This is a genomic window from Mesorhizobium sp. B2-4-13 (assembly GCF_006658535.1).
GTDB classification, from domain to species: domain Bacteria; phylum Pseudomonadota; class Alphaproteobacteria; order Rhizobiales; family Rhizobiaceae; genus Mesorhizobium; species Mesorhizobium australicum.
The window spans coordinates 18,836-33,494 of the sequence record NZ_VFVB01000004.1 but is presented as its reverse complement, the minus strand read 5'-3'; the positions used below and the strand labels follow the sequence as shown (position 1 = coordinate 33,494).

12 protein-coding genes are annotated in these 14,659 nt (G+C 63.1%); 1 reads left to right on the top strand and 11 read right to left on the bottom strand.

Going from position 1 to position 14,659, the window contains the following annotated elements:
• Positions 1 to 125: 125 nt before the first annotated feature.
• Together FJ936_RS12070 and FJ936_RS12060 are read right to left on the bottom strand one after the other, a co-directional pair.
• On the bottom strand, positions 126 to 2,039 hold the full coding sequence (locus FJ936_RS12070) for a potassium transporter Kup (protein WP_015317303.1): 1,914 nt from the start codon (positions 2,037 to 2,039) through the stop codon (positions 126 to 128).
• A gap of 96 nt (positions 2,040 to 2,135) precedes the next feature.
• Positions 2,136 to 2,876, bottom strand: coding sequence for a pyridoxine 5'-phosphate synthase (locus tag FJ936_RS12060; protein ID WP_140788756.1), 741 nt, complete (start codon positions 2,874 to 2,876; stop codon positions 2,136 to 2,138).
• 160 nt (positions 2,877 to 3,036) lie between these two features.
• Here FJ936_RS12060 and FJ936_RS12055 point away from each other — a divergent pair, with 160 nt between their 5' ends.
• Positions 3,037 to 3,465 (top strand): STAS/SEC14 domain-containing protein, encoded by a 429-nt coding sequence (locus FJ936_RS12055; RefSeq protein WP_140714695.1) that lies wholly within the window; start codon positions 3,037 to 3,039, stop codon positions 3,463 to 3,465.
• A gap of 30 nt (positions 3,466 to 3,495) precedes the next feature.
• Here FJ936_RS12055 and FJ936_RS12050 read toward each other — a convergent pair whose 3' ends face one another.
• The 9 genes from FJ936_RS12050 to FJ936_RS12010 form a co-directional block, all read right to left on the bottom strand.
• Positions 3,496 to 4,623 (bottom strand): ATP-dependent RecD-like DNA helicase, encoded by a 1,128-nt coding sequence (locus tag FJ936_RS12050; protein WP_140714693.1) that lies wholly within the window; start codon positions 4,621 to 4,623, stop codon positions 3,496 to 3,498.
• A 126-nt stretch (positions 4,624 to 4,749) separates the two neighbouring features.
• Positions 4,750 to 5,115: a nitrile hydratase accessory protein gene (locus FJ936_RS12045; protein WP_181171144.1), complete on the bottom strand. Its 366-nt coding sequence runs from the start codon at positions 5,113 to 5,115 to the stop codon at positions 4,750 to 4,752.
• Positions 5,102 to 5,761: a nitrile hydratase subunit beta gene (nthB, locus tag FJ936_RS12040; RefSeq protein WP_140788758.1), complete on the bottom strand. Its 660-nt coding sequence runs from the start codon at positions 5,759 to 5,761 to the stop codon at positions 5,102 to 5,104. Before nthB ends, FJ936_RS12045 begins: the two co-directional genes overlap by 14 nt.
• On the bottom strand, positions 5,758 to 6,363 hold the full coding sequence (nthA, locus tag FJ936_RS12035) for a nitrile hydratase subunit alpha (protein WP_140788760.1): 606 nt from the start codon (positions 6,361 to 6,363) through the stop codon (positions 5,758 to 5,760). Before nthA ends, nthB begins: the two co-directional genes overlap by 4 nt.
• A 77-nt stretch (positions 6,364 to 6,440) precedes the next feature.
• Positions 6,441 to 9,602, bottom strand: coding sequence for an efflux RND transporter permease subunit (locus FJ936_RS12030; RefSeq protein WP_141906611.1), 3,162 nt, complete (start codon positions 9,600 to 9,602; stop codon positions 6,441 to 6,443).
• Positions 9,599 to 10,861, bottom strand: a complete 1,263-nt coding sequence (locus tag FJ936_RS12025; RefSeq protein ID WP_140788764.1) for an efflux RND transporter periplasmic adaptor subunit — start codon at positions 10,859 to 10,861, stop codon at positions 9,599 to 9,601. Before FJ936_RS12025 ends, FJ936_RS12030 begins: the two co-directional genes overlap by 4 nt.
• A 235-nt stretch (positions 10,862 to 11,096) precedes the next feature.
• Positions 11,097 to 11,693 carry a LysE family translocator gene (locus FJ936_RS12020; RefSeq protein WP_140788766.1) on the bottom strand — a complete coding sequence of 199 codons (597 nt, stop codon included), beginning with the start codon at positions 11,691 to 11,693 and terminating at the stop codon, positions 11,097 to 11,099.
• Positions 11,694 to 12,116: 423 nt separating this feature from the next.
• A complete protein-coding gene (ilvN, locus tag FJ936_RS12015; protein ID WP_013894763.1) occupies positions 12,117 to 12,692 on the bottom strand; it encodes an acetolactate synthase small subunit in 576 nt (191 codons plus the stop codon).
• 79 nt (positions 12,693 to 12,771) lie between these two features.
• Positions 12,772 to 14,568 (bottom strand): acetolactate synthase 3 large subunit, encoded by a 1,797-nt coding sequence (locus FJ936_RS12010; protein ID WP_141906610.1) that lies wholly within the window; start codon positions 14,566 to 14,568, stop codon positions 12,772 to 12,774.
• Between the last annotated feature and the right edge of the window lie 91 nt (positions 14,569 to 14,659).

Genomic DNA, 14,659 nt, shown 5'->3' with positions numbered 1-14,659 from the left:
GGCACTCATGTTGGCAGCGCGCGGCTTCTTGTGGGCGACTTCGAGCGAATGCCGGTCAATGCGACGTCCGCGGGGCTCATGTCCGGAACCATGGCAAAACCCGCAGGCCGGCGAGCACGTGTCTGTTAAATGGCGACCTGCGTGCCGATTTCAACGACGCGGCCTGTGGGTATCTGGAAATACTCCGTCGCGTCGGCCGCCGAGCGCGCCAAGCCGATGAACAGCCGGTCCTGCCACACCGGCATGCCGGAATTGGGCGAGGCTTTCAGCGACCGCCGCGACAGGAAGAAGGACGTCGTCATGATGTCGAATTTCCAGCCCTGCTTGCGGCAGATCGCCAGCGCGCGCGGGATGTTGGGCTGTTCCATGTAGCCGAAGGTCAGCGTCACCCGCATGAACAACTCGTTGACCGTCTCCATCTTGACGCGTTCGCTGTCGGGCACGACGGGCTGCGGCGCGGTCACCACCGAAAGGATGACGTTCTGCTCGTGCAAGACCTTGTAGTGCTTCAGGCTGTGCATCAGCGCGGTTGGCGCGCTCAAGGGATCGCTGGTCAGGAACACCGCGGTGCCGGACACCAGTTGGGGTTTCTTCTTCAACAGATTGCCGGCGAGGAAATCGAGCGGGATTTCGTTGCGGCGGGTCTTGTCGAAGAGATAGCGGGTGCCGCGTATCCACGTCCACATGATCAGTCCCATCAGGCAGGCAACGGTGATCGAGACCCAGCCGCCTTCCACGATCTTCACGACATTGGCCAGGAAGAAGCCGCTGTCGATGACGCCGAACAGCAAGGTCAGCGCCAGGGCGAGCGCCAGCTTCCATTTCCACATCTTGCGCATCACCACGAACAGCAGGATCGTCGTCATCAGCATTTCGCCGGTCACCGAGATGCCGTAGGCGGACGCCAGCGAACTCGAACTGCCGAAACCGACCACCAGCAGCATCACACCCATTGCGATGAGCAGGTTGACGCGCGGCATGTAGATCTGCCCGGACTGCATTTCCGACGTATGCTGCACCTCGATGCGCGGCAGAAGATTGAGCTGCACCGCCTGGCGGGTCAGCGAAAAAGCCCCTGAAATGACCGCCTGGCTGGCAATGACCGTCGCGGCCGTTGCAAGTCCCACCATCGGCATCAGTGCCCAGTCAGGCAGCATCTGGAAGAACGGATTGGTCGGTTTTCCGTCATTGGCGAGCACAAAGGCGCCCTGCCCGAAATAGTTGAGCAGCAGGCAGGGGAAAACCACGGAAAACCATGCCAGCACGATCGGCTTGCGTCCGAAATGGCCGAGATCGACATAAAGCGCCTCGGCCCCGGTTACCGCCAGGAACACGGCGCCGACGGTGACAAAGGCGGCGGTCGGTGTGCTGGCCAGATAAATGACCGCGTAATAGGGATTGATGGCAAGCAGGATCGATGGATCGTCCATCAAGTGATAGATGCCGGCAACGCCGATGGCCAGGAACCACAGCGCCGTCACCGGCCCGAACACCGCCGCCACCTTTCCCGTGCCGAAGCGCTGCACGGAGAACAGGATGGCAAGGATGACCAGCGTGATCGGCACGACATAGGCGTCCAGCGTTGGGGTCACCACGGTGAGGCCTTCGACCGCCGACAGCACCGAGATGGCCGGGGTTATGATCGAATCGCCGAAAAACAGCGCCGCGCCGCAAAGACCGATCACCAGAATCAGTCGAGCGCCTTTGGGATAGGCGCTGCGTGCCAACGACATCAGTGACAGCGTGCCGCCTTCGCCCTTGTTGTCGGCACGAAGCACGAAGGCAACGTATTTGACCGTCACGATGATCGTCAGCGCCCAGACGATCAGCGACAGCACGCCAAGCACGTGAACGCGCGTATCGATGCCGGGCGAAGCGTGAAGCGCCTCGCGAAAGGCGTAGATCGGACTTGTGCCTATGTCGCCATAGACGACGCCGAGTGCGCCAAGCATGAGAACCTTGGTGCTGTGCTGCTCGACCCCGGCATGGCTCGATTGCTCGACGGTTTCAGCTTCGCTCCCGCTATTGGCAAGGGCCATCGACCACTCTCCGACAAGCGCGCGGTGCTTTATGCATGCTGCGATACGATATCAAATGCACGCGATGGCTGCCATACCAATACGAAGCACTACCCCCTACCAGCCGCAGGCCCTGAGGAAGCGGCCCACCGTTCCGGCCATGCCATACTCCAACGCGTCGGCTGTCAACCCATGTCCGATCGACACTTCGGCCAGTGCCGGAATGCGCCTGGCCAGCGCGGGCAGATTGGCCACCGTCAGATCGTGCCCGGCATTGACCTGGAGACCGGCGGCAAATGCCGCGTCAGCGGTTTTGCCCAATCTTTCCAATTCTTTGGCCGCCTTACCCGAATCGGAATGGTAGCTGCCATAAGGACCGGTATAGAGTTCGATACGATCGGCGCCCGTGTCGCGCGCGGCCGCCATGCCGGCGGGATCGGCATCGGAAAACAGCGAAACCCTGAAACCGCCCTTCTTCAGGCGTCTGACGATCGGCGTCAGCAACGTCGCATCGGTGACGAAGTTCCAGCCATGATCGGAGGTTGCCTGGGAGGGATCGTCGGGCACAAGCGTCACCTGTTCGGGCTGATGCTTCTCCACCAGCGCCAGGAAATCCTCGCTAGGGTAGCCCTCGATGTTGAATTCCGCGCGCGGGAACTCGTCATCGATCAGCGCCCTGATCTCGGGCAGGTCGGAATGCCTTGTGTGACGTTCGTCGGGGCGCGGATGCACCGTCAGCCCATGCGCTCCGGCGGCAAGGGCGAGGCGTCCGACACCGATCACATCGGGCCACGGCAGGTCGCGCCGGTTGCGCAGCATGGCGATGGCATTGAGGTTGACGGAAAGCTTGGCGGGCATGGTTTGGCGTCCGTGAACAGGCGATCGAAGCGCGCCACGCTCATTTCGTTCCGGCACGGCGCATTTGAGACGGCGCATCTATAGCGTCTTTGACGGGAACAGATAGGGCCTTTCCGGTGTTCCAGAAGACCAACATACTCCACGAAAGGGAGGCACCACCTTGAATTTCCTCCAATCCGTGCCGGCGATCCGACGCATCGAGACCAGCCGCGACGACCTCTTTGCCATTGATGTGGTCGGCCATGTCTCGGCCGCCGATGCCGAAAACCTGTTCGGCCTGCTGGAGGCGGCCTATTTGCTCCATCAGAAAATCGACATGGCTGTGCGCATAGTCGATCATGAGGGCGTCGACTGGGCCGACATCTCGGACGAGACCATCAAGAAGGGTGCCGTCCATGCATTGGAACATATTGGCCGTTGCGCGGCGATCGGCGCCCCTGACTGGACGCCGAACGCACGACACGCCTTGCCGGCTTCGTCACCCGTCGAATTCAGGCATTTCAAGATCGAGGACGAAGCCGCTGCCTGGGAATGGCTCGGCGCGCGGCCGACGAGTGAGGAGGCGACCGCCGCTCCAGAAAGAGGATGAAACGGTTCTCCCGGCTACCCGCCGAGCTTTCTACCTGACGATGGTCAGGCGTTCGGCGGCCCGGGTGATGGCTGTGTAAAGCCAGCGCTGGCGCGTTTCCTTGAAGGCCCAGCTCTCGTCGAACAGCACGATCTCGTTCCACTGCGAGCCCTGCGCCTTGTGCACCGTCAGCGCATAGCCATAGTCGAAATCGTCGAAGCGCTTCTTCTGCTGCCAAGGGATTTCGGCGTCCGGATCCTCGAACGCCGCCTTCAGCAACTTGATTTTCGCAACGCCGCGATCCGGATCGTCCTCCTCGGGCGAAACCAGAAGATTGATCCCGGGCTTGACCGTCTCGCGCGACGAGGTCATCACCTTCCACAGCGAGCCGTTGAGTAGGCCCTTGGCGGGATCGTTGCGCAGGCACACCAGCTTGTCGCCGGCTTGCGGATAATCGGCATTGAAGCCCTTGAGCTCGCGCAGGCGCTGGTTGTAGCGCCGCCGCGTGCGGTTGGTGCCGACCAGCACCTGGTCCGCCCTCAGCACCAGTTCCTGATTGACGTCTTCCTTGCCGATCACCTTCGCGGTGCCATAGTCGCCACGCATGAATTCGCGGCCCTCGCGCACGTCGAGCGCCAGCCGCAGGATCGGATTGTCGCGCGCCTGCCGGTGGATTTCGGTCAGCAGGAAGTCCGGCTCATGGTCGGTGAAGAAGCCGCCACCCGAGATCGGCGGCAACTGGCCGGGGTCGCCCAGCACCAGGATCGGCGTGCCGAAACTCATCAGGTCGCGGCCAAGCTGCTCATCGACCATCGAGCACTCGTCGATGACGACCAGTTTGGCGCGCGAGATCGGGCTCTGCCGGTTGAGGGAGAAGGTCGGCGACATCGAGGTCTTGCCGGTGACCTCGTCGGCCACCGATTCCTCGCCCTTGGGCCGGTAGATCAGCGAATGGATGGTGCGGGCGTTGACCGCGCCCTTGGAGCGCAGCACCTGGGCGGCCTTGCCGGTGAAGGCTGCGAACTGCACCTGGCCGTCGACATGTTCGGCGAAATAGCGCGCCAGCGTCGTCTTGCCGGTGCCGGCATAGCCAAACAGCCGGAACAGCTGCGGCGTGCCGGTCTTCAGCCAGCGGGCGACCGCTTGCAGCGCCTCATCTTGTTGGGGTGAAAATTCCATCTGATCGTGTGACCGGATTCGCGAGGCAAACACAAGATCGCCGCCACCATCATCGACACGCCGGTGGCGAACTTCCCTGCGGTTCAGGCTATCAGCCGCAAGCAAGAACGTAAAGGGAACGAAAATTCAGTTGGCAGCGTGCGGATCGTTCTCCAGCAGGATCGGCTTGCCGTGTGGCGTGGCGTGCGCGGCGCGCTCCCAGGCCCGTGCCATCGCATCGACGTCGGGCTTGGCGGCCAGCCCCTTGGAGGCGAGCAGCTCTTCCAGCGCTGCAAGCCAGTGTTCGTAATAATCATGGCCGTCCGCCGCGGCATCTGGCTTCTTCACCTCGGCTGACAGGGCTTCCGCCCATTCGTTCCACGAAAACAGGCCCTTATCGTGCAGCGCCACAGTCATGGCGAAGGCTTCGGCCTGCCATGGCTCGGCAAACACCGGTGCCTCGAAGCCGGCGGGCAAACTGGCGGCGGATTCCTGCTCTTCAGGCCGGCTCAAGATAGCTCTCCCAGGCGTCGATCGAGACGGTCAGTGTCGGGTCGGCGCCCTCGCCCCAGATTTCCGTGCCATCGAAAACCACGGTATAGACCCATTGCGGATTCTCGCCCTGCCCATGCGCGTTGCTGTCGGGAAAGACGAAGCCGTCGCGCACCGCCTCGATGGTGCCCAGCTTGTCGCGCGCATAGCGCGGCAGCCTGGTATGGCCGGTCGGGTTGAAGTTTTTCGTCCGCACCGAATCCCCGGCCTTGAAGCGCGGCGCTGTCTCCACCGGCCGATCGCAAGGACCGCCGTCGGCCAGCACAGCGGGAACGTCTTCCGCCTTCAGCACTCTTTTGGGCTTCGCCGCCGGATCGATCGCCTCGCCCGCCCCGAGGTCGCGCTCGCTGACAAAACCATGCCGCTTGAGCAGGATCTCAAGCGCCTTGATCCAGATCTGATAGTAGCTGGAGCCATAATATTCGGCCGGATGCAGGGACTCCCGTGCGTGCCGGCTCTCGTCGATGTTCCAGGCACCCATGCCGCCGGCGCAGAGCGTCACGCCGAGCGCCCGCCTCTCCCATTCGGCGTGGAAATACGGCTCGTCTCGTTCGGGCGCAACCGGCCCGAAACCCATCTGTCCGCCGAGATCCTGCGGCCCGTTCATGCCGGTTGACTCGCCAGAGCCGTGCCAATCATGGCATCGCGGCTCACCAGCTCGGACAGCCGCTCCTCGCTCCAGCCTTCGGTGCCCTCCGGTCGCATCGGCACCACGAGATAGCGCAGTTCCGCCGTCGAATCCCAGACGCGTATCTTCGTCCCCGCCGGCAGCACCAGCCCGAACTCCTCGAGCACGCCGCGCGGATCGATCACCGCGCGCGACCTGTAGGGCGGCGCCTTGTACCATACCGGCGGCAGGCCAAGCACCGACCACGGATAACACGAGCACAATGTGCAGACGACGAGGTTATGGGTATTCCCGGTGTTGAACACCGCCTGCATATGCTCGCCTTGCCGGCCGGTATAGCTCAGCGATTCGATCGCCGCCGTCGCGTCGCGCTTCAGCCACGCGGCAAAAGCGGGATCGCTCCAGGCCTTGGCCACCACCCGGGCGCCGTTGCGCGGACCGATCTTCGTCTCGTAGGTATCGACGATAACGTCGATCGCGGCCGGATCGATCAGCCCCTTGCGGGTCAGGATGGTTTCCAGCGCGCGCACCCGCGCGGCAAACGGATCGAGTTCGTTGTCGTGGTCATGATCGTGGGACATGACGGCAAACTAAAGTTCCGATCCGCCGGCCGCAAGTATCACGGCTTGGGCCAGCGGAACTCGGTGCGTGCCGCCTGCTACTCGGCGGCAGTCTTCTGCGGCTCACCGGGGATGTCGTCATTGGTGCCGAACAGCGAGGGCTGGTCGCCCTCTTCGACCAGGTGCAACTCGGCCTTGCGCTTCGGCATGAGCCTGACCAGCCAGCCCGAGAAATTCTCCATGTAGACGTAGATCACCGGTGTCACAAACAGGGTCAGCGCCTGCGAGGCGAGCAGGCCGCCGACGACGGCGACGCCCAGCGGCTGGCGCAGTTCCGCGCTGGCGCCGGTGCCGAGCGCGATCGGGAACGTGCCCATCAGTGCCGCCAGCGTCGTCATCATGATCGGCCTGAACCGCATCAAGCAGGCTTTGTGGATGGAATCGGTGGCTGACATGCCCTCTCGTCGCAGTTCGAGTGCGACGTCGACCATCATGATGCCGTTCTTCTTGACGATGCCGATCAGCATCAGGATGCCGATCACCGCGATGACGGACAGATCCATGCCGGCGAAACGCAAGGCGACAACCGCCCCGAGCACAGCCGACGGCAGGCCGGTCAAGATGGTGAGCGGGTGGATGAAGCTCTCGTACAGAATGCCGAGCACGATATAGATGGTCAGGATGGCGCCGCCGACCAGCAGGCCCTGGTTGGCAAGCGAATCCTGGAAGGTCTTGGCGGTGCCGGCGAAGGTCGTCGAGATCGCCGTCGGCATGCCGATCTGCTCTTTCAGCGCGTCGATGCGTTTCACACTGTCGCCCAGCGCCACGCCCTGCGGCAGGTTGTAGGAGATCGTCACCGCCGGAAGCTGGCCGAGCTGGTTGACCGTCAGGGCTCCGGCCGTGCGGTCGACCCGGGCGAAGGCGCCGAGCGGCACCAGGCTGCCGCTCGCCGTCCGCATCTGGATGGCGAGCATCCGCTCCGGCGACCATTCGATCTTGGGATCGAGTTCGGTGATGACTTCGTAACTGTCGGCCGAGCCGAAGATCGTTGAAACCTGGTCGGTGCCGAACCCGCCATAAAGCGCCGAGCGCAGCGTGTCGGTGTCGATGCCGAGTTGGGCGGCCTTGTCGCGGTCCACCACCAGCGTCGCCTGCAAGGCGTTGTTCTGCAGGTCGCTGGTGACGTCGGTGAAGGTCGTGTGGTCGGCCGCCATCGCGTCATTCAGTTTCTGCGCCCACTGATCCGTCAGGCCGGTATCGAGGCCCTGAACCACAAGCTGGTAGGCACTGGCCGACGAGCGTGAACCGAGCCGCAGATTCTGCACCGGCTGCATGTAGGTCTCGATGCCCGCCACGCCGGCCAGTTGCTTGCGCAGATCCGAAAGCACCGTCTCGATATCGGGACGCTGGTCCTTGCCCTTGAGCTGGACGAAGAGCTGTCCCTGGTTCAGCGCATTGTTACCGCTGCCCGCCGACCACGCCACATGGTCGACATAGGGCGACTTCGAGAACACGCTGGCCACCTGCCCTTGCAGCTTGGCCATGGCGTCGAACGAAATGTCCTGGCGCGCGATGGTGGTCACCGAAATCTGGCCGATATCTTCTTGCGGGAAGAAACCCTTCGGCGAAACCTCGATCAGCCACACCGAGGCTGCCGCGGTGCCGACGAAGACGAGGAACACCAGGAAGGTGTGCCGCAGGCAGAAGCTCAGAATCCGATCGTAGCCGCGCGTGAGGAAATCGCGCTTGTGGCCAGCACCATGTGCCTCGCGGTCGGCCTTGGTCACCGACAGCAGCCGCGAGCACAGCATCGGCGTCAGCGTCAGCGACACGAACATGGAGGCCAGGATGGCGACGGTCACCACGACGGCGAACTCGTTGAAGATGCGCCCGATCACGCCGCCCATCAGAAGCACCGGGATGAACACCGCCACCAGGGAGATCGAGATCGAGATGATGGTGAAACCGATTTCGCGCGCGCCCTTCAGCGACGCGTCGAAGGCCGACAGCCCATCCTCTTCCATATGGCGGAAGATGTTTTCGAGCATCACGATGGCATCGTCGACGACAAGGCCGACGGCGAGCGTCAGGCCCATCAGCGATATGTTGTCGATGGAAAAGCCGAACAGGAACATCGCGCCGAGCGTGGCGATCAGCGAGATCGGCACCGCCACGGCCGGGATGATGGTCGCCGTGACGCGACGCAGGAACACGAAGATCACCATCACCACCAGCGCGATGGTCAAAAGCAGCGTGAACTGCACGTCGTCGACCGCCTGGCGGATCGAGCTCGAGCGGTCGTTGAGCAGCTTGATCTGGGCTGCGGCCGGCATCTGGTCCTGGAAGGACGGCAGCATCGCCTTGACCTTGTCGACGACGTCGACCGTGTTGGCGTCCGGCTGGCGCTGCACCGCCATGATGATCGCGCGGGTACCGTCATACCAGCTTGCGGTCGTGGTGGTCTGCACTGAATCGACGACACGGGTCACCTCGCCCAGCCGCACCGGGTGGCCGTTCTTGGTAGCGATGATGAGGTTTGAGAAACCGGCCGCGTCGGTAAGCTGCGTGTTGGCGGTGATGGTGAGCTGCTGCTTGTTGTTCTGCAGCACGCCGAGCGGCGTGTTGCTGTTGGCGGACGCGACCGCCGCCTGCAGCTGATCGATCGAGATGCCGCGCGCGGCAAGCGCGGTCGGATCGATCTGGATGCGCACCGCGTATTTCTGCTGGCCGAAGATCGAGACCTGCGCGACGCCGTCGATGGTCGACAGCGACGGCGAGATGACGTTTTCGGCGAAGGCATCGAGGTCGGTCAGCGGCACCGTGTCGCTGACCAGCGACATCAAGAGGATCGGCGCATCGGCCGGATTGACCTTGCGGTAGCTCGGCGGCGAGGTCATCTGCGGCGGTAGCGATTTCTGCGTGCGCGCGATCGCCGCCTGGACGTCGGCGGCGGCCGCGTCGATGTTGCGGTTGAGCACGAACTGGATGGCGATCGAGGTCTGGCCGAGCGAGTTGGTGGTCGAAATGGAATCGATGCCGGCGATGGTCGCGAACTGCTTGATCAGCGGCGTCGCCACCGATGTGGCCATGGTTTCCGGCGAAGCGCCGGGCAGCGAGGCCGAGACGTTGACGACCGGGAATTCGGCGCTCGGCAGTGCCGCCACCGGCAGGAATTTGTAGGCGAACAGTCCGCCCAGCACGAGGGCGAACGACATCAGAAGGGTGGCGACCGGCCTGCGGATACAGAATTCGGAGATCATTGGGCCGCCTCGCCGGCGTTGGTCGCCTCGGCCACCTTCGGCGCGGCCGCCTTGCCTTCATGCACCGCGGCGCCGTTCTTCAGCCTTGTCTGGCCCTCGGTGACGACCTTCTCGCCGCTTTTCAGCCCCTGGCTGATGGCGCTGTTTGCGCCTTCGGTCAGCGCCACCTGCACCGGCCGCATCTCGACAGTGCTGTCCGGCTTGACCACGTACACGAACGGCCCCTTCTGGCTGGGCTGCACCGCCACGGTCGGAACCGAGGTCATCCGCGGCATGATGCCGGCGTCGAGCACGACATTCACATACTGGCCCGGCCAAAGGGAAAGATCGGCATTCGGAATACTTGCCCGCGTCGCGATCGTGCCCGACGCGGTGTCGACGCTGGAATCGACGAAATCGAGCGTGCCCTTGCCGATCGGCGTCGGGTCGCCGTTCTGGATCAACGTCACCGCGTTCTGCTGCGGATTGGCAAGCGCCTTGTGAAGCAGCGCAAGGTTGCTTTCCGGCAGATTGAAGTTGACCTGCAGCGGGTCCATCTGGGTGATGGTCACCAGTGGCGTCGCCGTGCTGCTGTTGCCGTTGCTGACGGTGACGAGGTCGCCGACGGCGACATTCACGGCACCCAGCCTGCCGGCGATCGGCGCGGTGATGGTGGCAAAGCCAAGCTGGACATTGTCGGCGTCGATCGTCGCCTTGTCGGCATCGACGGTCGCCGCCGCCGCCTTCTGCGCGGCAACGGCCTGGTCGTAGGTCTGCTGCGTACCGGCCTGCTTGGCGACAAGGTCCTTGGCGCGCTGAAGGTCGGAGTTCGAGCTGGCGAGCAGCGCCTGGTCCTTGGCAAGCGCTGCCTGGTCCTTGGCGAGTTGCGCCTTCAGCGCCCGGTCGTCGAGCGAGAACAGGAGGTCGCCCGCCTTCACCATCTGCCCGTCCTTGACGTCGATCGACACGATCTGGCTGGAGACGCGCGCGTTGATGTTGACTACGGCCGGAGAGGAGACGAACCCGATGGCATAGCGGCGGATCGGGAAATCCGCGGTCGTCGCCGTCGCCGAAACGATCGAGGCCGAACGGGCACCGTTGCCGCCACCCGCCGCCTTGTCCCCCGCCGCTGGCTTGTCTGTCGCTGGCTTGTCGGTCGCGGCGACCTGCTTTGCGCCGAGGATCTGCTGAGCCTTGTTCAGTGCGTCCGGCGACAGATAGAGCCAGGCCGCGCCGACACAGGCGACCGCCAGCAATGAAAGCATGACTTTTCCACGCATCGACAAAAGACCTCTCCGTCCGACACGCCATAGCCAGGTGGTCGTATTCTAGCGCAATTCCCGGCTCACTGCCGCGATTTCGCCGAATAGATAGGACGCGGGTTTGTCGGAAAAGGGCCAAAACACGGCATTACGAAGATTTAATGTGCACTGCACAATAGCTGTGCAGCCGGCTATCCTCAAAGCCGGAAGCCGGATGGGCTCCGAAATATGGCCTCCGAGAGGGCAGCCTTATCTAGCGCAGCATCGGCCAAAGCGTCGCCGCCAGCAGCACGCCCATGCCGATGTTGAACCATTTCAACCGCACCGGGTCGGACAGGAAGCCGCGTAGTGCCGTGCCGAATCCGGCCCAGACCGAGACGCTGGGAAGATTGACCACGGTGAAGGCCACGCCGATCAGAATGACGGACAAGAATGGCCGTTCGGGATTGGTATAGACGGCCATCGCGGTGATTGCCATCACCCAAGCCTTGGGGTTGACCCACTGGAAGGCCGCGGCATCGATGAATCGCATCGGCCGCGCATCCGTCTCGCCCTTGCCGCTGAGCGAGCGCGACATGGCAATCTTCCAGGCGAGATAGAGCAGATAGACGGCGCCGGCGATCTTAAGCCCGGTGTGCAGCGCGGGGAACGCGGTCAGCACCGCCCCAAGCCCGAAGCCGACGGCAAGCAAAAGGACGAGAAATCCGATGCTGATGCCGAGCATATGCGGGATAGTCCGCACGATGCCGAAATTCACGCCCGACGCCAGCAGCATAAAGTTGTTCGGGCCCGGCGTGACCGAGGTCACCAGGGCGTAGAGCAGCAGGGCAAGGAAGGCGTCGAGGGTCATGACGGCTCCAAAGGTCAGCAATACTGACTTAAATCGACCGGGCGCCGGACGCAACGTCATTCGAGTGGTCCAATGCGCGCCGCAGTGATCCGCCTGTACGGCCAGCGGCGCGTCAGTTCCGACGGCGATACTTCAGAGCCCAGAGAAGCCAACTGAAGATGACAATGGACCCCGCGTGGAAGAAGATCAGGTCCCAGAATCTGGTTGGATTGTCCGACAACCCATTCATTGCCTCGTAAGGCTGGGACTGTCATCGTCACCCAGCCGTGGGCAAGCACCCAGATCGAGTATGCGATCAGTGCGTACATCATCACATGTATCACCAGATCTTCTTGTCGTGGGGTCACGCGCCACCAAGTCTCAGTTCGCTTTTCGGATCGCCTCGCCCGACCGTGATTGCTGAACTTTAATTCCGTATGACTGCTACATCCCCTGCGGGCCGCGGTTCATGGCTGCCACGCCGGTGCGGCAGATCTCGACCAGGCCGAGCGGCTTCATGATGGCGATGAACTGGTCCAGCTTGGAGCCCTTGCCGGTGATCTCGAAGATGAAATGCTCGGTGTTGGCGTCGATGACGCTGGCGCGGAACGCGTCGGCGAGCCTGAGCGCCTCGACCCGGGCCTCGCCGGTGCCGGCAACCTTGACCAGCGCCAGTTCCCGTTCCAGCGGCCGCTCCTGTCCGAACTCGTGCGAACGCACGGTGAGATCGACCACGCGATGCACCGGCACGATGCGCTCGAGCTGATGCTTGATCTGCTCCAGCACATGCGGCGTGCCGCGCGTCACGATGGTGATGCGCGACAGGTGTTTTTCATGCTCGGTTTCCGAGACGGTCAGGCTCTCGATGTTGTAGCCACGGCCGGAAAACAGGCCGATGACCCGGGCAAGCACGCCCGGTTCGTTATCGACCAGCACGGAAAGCGTGTGGTTTTCCGGCCGTTCCGTTTCCTTGGCGATGAAGTAGGCGGAACCGGTGGGTTGAAGGTGCTGTGCGTTCATGACATGAATCTCAAATTCTTGATCTAACTATCTGTTTTCCGCACGGCTTATCTTGACAAGCCCTGCCCCGGTCCGTCGTCTACACCAGTTCCCTGCCCTTGGCGTCGATTGCATTGGCCACTACCTCGTCGGTGGCCTCGTCCGGCAACAGCATCTCGTTATGCGCCTTGCCAGACGGGATCATCGGGAAGCAGTTGGCGAGCGTCGCCACGCGGCAGTCGAACAGCACCGGTTTCCTGACCGAGATCATCTCCTTGATCGCGTCGTCCAGTTCGTCTGGCTTGTCGCAGCGAATGCCATGGCCGCCATAGGCCTCGGCCAGCTTGACGAAATCGGGCATCGCTTCGGTGTAGGAATGCGACAACCGGTTGCCGTGCAGCAGCTGCTGCCACTGGCGCACCATGCCCATATACTGGTTATTGAGGATGAAGATCTTGATCGGCGCGTCGTGCTGCACGGCCGCACTCATCTCCTGCATGGTCATCTGCACCGAAGCATCGCCGGCAATGTCCACGACCAGCGCATCGGGATGCGCGATCTGCACGCCGAGCGCGGCAGGCAGGCCGTAGCCCATCGTGCCCAGCCCGCCCGAGGTCATCCAGCGGTTCGGCTTCTCGAAATGATAATGCTGCGCCGCCCACATCTGGTGTTGGCCGACCTCGGTGGTGATGTAAGTGTCCATGTCCTTGGTCAGCTCGTACAGCCGCTGGATGGCGTATTGCGGCATGATCACGTCGTTGTTCATCTTGAAGGCGAGTGAATCGCGCCCGCGCCATTTGGCGATCTGCTCCCACCAGGGGTAGAGCGCCTCCTTGTCGGCCTTGGCGGTTGCCCGCCACAGCCGCACCATGTCTTCCAGCACGCGCCCGACATCGCCGATGATGGGCACTTCGGTGTGGACGTTCTTGTTGATCGAGGACGGATCGATATCGATGTGGATCTTGCGCGAGTTCGGCGAGAACGCATTCAGCCTGCCGGTGATACGGTCGTCGAAGCGCGCGCCGATGCAGAGCATGACGTCGCAGTCATGCATGGCCATGTTGGCTTCGTAGGTGCCGTGCATGCCGAGCATGCCGAGCCAGTTCTTGCCCGACGCCGGGTAGGCGCCGAGCCCCATCAGCGTCGAGGTGATCGGGAAACCGGTGAGGTCGACCAGTTCGCGTAAGAGATGGCTCGCTTCCGGGCCGGAATTGATGACACCGCCGCCAGAATAGATCACCGGTTTCCTGGCGCCGGCCATCAGTTCGACCGCCGCCTTGATCTTCTCCAGGTCGCCCTGGACCTTGGGCTGGTAGCTGGTGCGCGGCGCGATCTGCGGCGGCACATAAAAGCCCTTGGCGAACTGCACGTCCTTCGGGATGTCGACCACGACCGGACCGGGACGGCCGGTCGTCGCGACATGGAAGGCCTCGTGGATGGTCGCGGCGAGTTCGTTGACGTCCTTCACCAGCCAGTTGTGCTTGGTGCAGGGCCGCGTAATGCCGACCGTGTCGCATTCCTGGAACGCATCGGAGCCGATGAGCGAGGTCGGCACCTGACCGGTCAGGCAGACCAGCGGGATCGAATCCATCAGCGCATCCTGCAGCGGCGTCACCGCATTGGTGGCGCCGGGACCCGATGTCACCAGCATGACTCCGGCCTTGCCGGTCGACCGCGCATACCCCTCTGCCGCATGGCCGGCGCCCTGTTCGTGCCGCACGAGGATGTGCTCGACCTCGTCCTGCTGGAAGATCTCGTCATAGATCGGGAGAACGGCGCCGCCGGGATAACCGAAGACATGCTTGACGCCATTGTCCTTCAGCGCCTGCACCACCATTTCGGCGCCGGTCATTTCCCTACCTGCCATCTCGCGCCGCTCGTTCTGTCCATTGCTCATCGGTCTGGTCCCGTACTGTCCGCCATTGGGCGTTGCTGGTCGTTTAGTCGTGTTTCAGGCAATAAAAAAGGCCCCCGAGGGAGCCTGTGTC

Bases quoted from the DNA above. Each gene is read 5' to 3' on its own strand.
- FJ936_RS12070 (WP_015317303.1), bottom strand. From the start codon at position 2,039: ATGGCCCTTGCCAATAGCGGGAGCGAAGCTGAAACCGTCGAGCAATCG.
- ilvN (WP_013894763.1), bottom strand. From the start codon at position 12,692: ATGAACGCACAGCACCTTCAACCCACCGGTTCCGCCTACTTCATCGCC.
- nthB (WP_140788758.1), bottom strand. From the start codon at position 5,761: ATGAACGGGCCGCAGGATCTCGGCGGACAGATGGGTTTCGGGCCGGTT.
- FJ936_RS12020 (WP_140788766.1), bottom strand. From the start codon at position 11,693: ATGACCCTCGACGCCTTCCTTGCCCTGCTGCTCTACGCCCTGGTGACC.
- FJ936_RS12010 (WP_141906610.1), bottom strand. From the start codon at position 14,568: ATGAGCAATGGACAGAACGAGCGGCGCGAGATGGCAGGTAGGGAAATG.
- FJ936_RS12025 (WP_140788764.1), bottom strand. From the start codon at position 10,861: ATGCGTGGAAAAGTCATGCTTTCATTGCTGGCGGTCGCCTGTGTCGGC.
- nthA (WP_140788760.1), bottom strand. From the start codon at position 6,363: ATGTCCCACGATCATGACCACGACAACGAACTCGATCCGTTTGCCGCG.
- FJ936_RS12030 (WP_141906611.1), bottom strand. From the start codon at position 9,602: ATGATCTCCGAATTCTGTATCCGCAGGCCGGTCGCCACCCTTCTGATG.
- FJ936_RS12060 (WP_140788756.1), bottom strand. From the start codon at position 2,876: ATGCCCGCCAAGCTTTCCGTCAACCTCAATGCCATCGCCATGCTGCGC.
- FJ936_RS12050 (WP_140714693.1), bottom strand. From the start codon at position 4,623: ATGGAATTTTCACCCCAACAAGATGAGGCGCTGCAAGCGGTCGCCCGC.